Origin of the sequence: Solemya elarraichensis gill symbiont, from assembly GCF_002021095.1 — a bacterium.
In the GTDB taxonomy this organism is placed as follows: domain Bacteria; phylum Pseudomonadota; class Gammaproteobacteria; order Chromatiales; family Chromatiaceae.
Genome location: NZ_MPRK01000165.1, coordinates 1 through 3,943 on the forward strand (window position 1 = coordinate 1; position 3,943 = coordinate 3,943).

Here is a 3,943-nt window from a genome sequence, read left to right on the forward strand (position 1 = left end):
TATTTGGTTTAACGAGGATTGCCTTGCTGCTGTCCGCCTTCGTAAGAAATTATTGCGGATATTTCATCGTTCCCCTACTCCTGTCCATCTCGTTGCTTACAAAAAACAAAGGGCCTTGACCCGACGTATTCTTAAAACTACTCGCAGGCAATCATGGCAGTCCTATGTCAGTACCCTCAATGATCAATCCCATCTTCACTCTGTATGGAGAACCATTCGTGGCCTACAGGGCCGCACAACTACCTCCCCGGCACCTAAACAGGTGATTGTGGACTCCCAACCTGTTCAAGATATGCCTGGTATTACTAATGCTATTGCCCAACAGTTCTGTAAAAATTCGTCAAATGATATTTATAACACCGCTTTTCAGCAACATAAGTTATTATCTGAACAACACCCCATTGACTTTTCTAGTGATCACACTGAAGATTATAACATGCCTTTTACGTACGAGGAATTTACCATTTGCCTTAACAAATCAAAAGACACCAGTCCTGGCCCCGATAACATCCCCTATAGTTTTCTACATCATTTGCCTAAACAATGTCAACTTATTTTGCTTGATATATATAATTCTATATGGTCGTCCGGACATATCCCTTCTTTATGGAGAACTGCTCATGTTATTCCCATTCCCAAGCCTGGTAAAGATCATACCCTTGCCACCAATTACCGACCCATTTCTCTTACTAGCTGCCTTTGTAAAGTGTTCGAACGCATGATTAATGACCGGCTGGTGTGGGTTCTTGAGTCCCAGAATCTATTATCCAATATTCAGTGTGGTTTCCGTAAAGGCCGCACGACTATAGACCATTTACTGCGCCTGGACCACTATATAAAAAATGCTTTTCGTGAACGTAAAAGGGTTGTTACCGTCTTTTTTGATCTCGAAAAAGCCTATGACACCACTTGGCGCCATGGCATTCTTAGTGATATCTATGATCTTGGGTTCCGAGGTCACTTGCCTATCTTTATTGCCAACTTTCTTCAGGATCGTTCTTTTCAAGTTCGCATAGGATCCACTTATTCTTCTTCTTTTCCCCAACATAATGGGGTTCCCCAAGGTAGTGTGTTATCTGTGACCCTATTTTCCATAAAAATTAATAGCATCGCTAATGCCATTGATTCTGATACCCTTAGTTCTCTTTTTGTTGACGATTTCGCAATTAGTTTCGCACATAGACATATAGATGCTATTGAGTCCCATTTACAAGCCTGTCTTCATAACCTCGAAAAGTGGGCTGTCCGTAATGGTTTTAAGTTTTCTCCCTCTAAGACTGTTTGTATGCACTTCTGTCGCCTTACTTCTGGTGTTCGTCATCCCCTTCTTACCTTATTCGATAATGCTATTCCCGTCGTAACTGAATTTAAATTTCTTGGAATCATTTTTGATCCCAAGTTAATATACAATAAGCATATATATCATATTCGGCTCAAATGTAAAAAGGCCTTAAACATTCTGAAGGTTCTTGCAAGTACCACATGGGGCAGTGACCGTCTCTTGCTCCTAAAAATTTACCGTTCTTTAATACGCTCCAAGTTAGACTACGGCTGTCAGATTTATGGCTCGGCCAATAATACCTTATTGAAGCTATTGGATACTATTCATCATACGGGTCTTCGCCTCGCTCTTGGGGCTTTACCCACCACCCCAGTCCAGAGTCTTTATGTTGCCGCGAACGAACCACCTTTGCACACACGTCGGTGTCAGCTCTCCTTAACTTATATGCTTCGCATGACCCAGTCTCCCTCCAACCCTGCTTGGACTGCCACATTTGATACCAGCAATGTGCAGCAGCATTTATCCCGTTCCCGATCCAAACCGCCTTTTGGCATTCGCCTATCCCACGATTTTCTGCATTGTGCTATCCATCCTGATTCTATATTGCCTTATCCCTTGTCCCCTGTTCCACCTTGGCTACTCCACATACCGCATGTTCATATGCATCTGCATACTCTTGGCAAACGCCACACCAACTCATTAATTTACCAAACATTGTTTCGAGAATACTGTGAATATCATCCTACCCCTTTCCACGTTTACACTGATGGCTCTAAGAAGGATGGTCAGGTGGCGGCTGCCGCCTATCATTCTACTTCTTTTTGCGCCAGTAGCCTCCCTGATGAGGCTAGTATTTATACGGCTGAGTTGTATGGCCTCTTTTTTGCACTTCGTCTCATCCATCTCCAACAACCCACTTCCGCCACTATTTTTTCCGATTCATTATCGGCTCTTCAAGCTATTAGTAATTTTAACATTACTCATCCTCTAGTCCTTCTCATCCTCCTAGAGTATACTCGTATCAACATCCCGGTTACTTTATGCTGGATTCCAGGTCACGCTGGCATCCCTGGCAATGAGACTGTTGATACCCTTGCTAAGGCCACATTGGGTTCTCCTCCTGTTATACCATTCCAGATTCCCTCTTCCGATTTCAAAAGAAATATCTCCCTTTATATCAAAGATCTATGGCAACAGGAATGGTCCACTTACAATGTGCCCACGGCAACTCAATATTTTCAACTTCATCCCTTGTTACACACTCCTTCCTCCCATGCCTTATCTCGACATGATGATGTCGTGTTATCCCGACTTAAATTTGGCCATACTAAGGCCACTCATTCTCATTTACTCGATAATATCAAGGATCGTCCTATTTGTAATAAATGTACTTCTCAAGCTCCACTTACTGTGGACCACATTCTGCTTCGATGCACTGCTTATACTGCTGCACGTGCTAAATATTTCCTTGTTTCTGATTTGGTCACTCTGTTCAGGCATGTTCCTGTCTCTTATATCCTTCAATTTGTACATGACATTCATATGTCATATTCCCTATAGTAGAATTGTACACTGGACGGCGATAATGCTGTGAGGGTAGCTGTTACTCAGGCCGTCGTCCAGTCCCCTAGTATACGGGAGCATGTTTGACCAGTTTGCCCGGATCTGATCCTTGGTATTGTCTTCTTTCATTCTGTAAAATAATACTAATCTTAATACCATTATTCCATACACATTTTTCATAACCCTCTCATTCTTTATTTTTACTTTATTTTTTAATCCTTTTTATGTTTTCCCCGTCAGTAGTTTTTATTACCAGCTTATTGTTTCACTTATATTTATCCATCATCCTGATCGTCTCGGAAAACAATTATGTTGTGAGACGTAAACCACACAACCAACCAACCAACTGTCGCCAAATGCGATAATAAAACCTGTCTGGCGATAGGAACTTGCCACCTGGCGAAACTGCCCATAATGGCCTTTTTCAATTAAATGACAAGATGAGACCATTACCATTGATCCATGACATTCAGTCCCACTAGGAATAGTAAAGCTAAGTCCATTGCTCATTAAAACTGTGTCATTTGCACTGTGCAAATGTGAACTGAATTTTCAGCTTATATGAAAAATGTTTTATTTACAGGGATGAAAGTAGCCTCAGGTAAAAAACCTGAAAATCAATAATGCCAGTGCCGAAGGCACTTGCTAGGGGGGTTTGGGGGCATGCCCCCCCCCACGAAAATTTTTGATTCCTAGATGTTCTGAGATGCAATCTGAAGCTCCTCCAGGCCCCTCTAGCTCATCACCATGTTCACTAATTTTGGAGGAATGAAAAAATAATTACAGAAATTTTGATCAGATATATCAAGATATCTACCTTGAGTAAGGGTAAATTTAAGATTTCAAAAATAAAACATTGTGGACAGAACAATGTAAAAGTATTTTAATTTTCTAGTGTGATAAAATTGTTGTAAATATTAAATGCTCTGTCAGACTCACCAAACTACTAGTCAAGCTTAACTTGTCATAGAATCCATATTCACTCGGTACACTATATACCCCCTAGACTTTCTCAACGAATTTACACTGATCTCAAAAATGACCTTTTTAGGACTGAAAAAACCTGAATTCAGGAAAAAAACTGAATTCTTTCATCCC

1 protein-coding gene is annotated in these 3,943 nt (G+C 41.1%); it reads left to right on the plus strand.

All coding sequences use genetic code 11. The annotated features are described in order from the left end of the window. On the plus strand, positions 1-2,842 hold a 2,842-nt coding region (locus tag BOW51_RS08165; RefSeq protein WP_135568158.1), incomplete at its 5' end, for a reverse transcriptase domain-containing protein. Between the last annotated feature and the right edge of the window lie 1,101 nt (positions 2,843-3,943).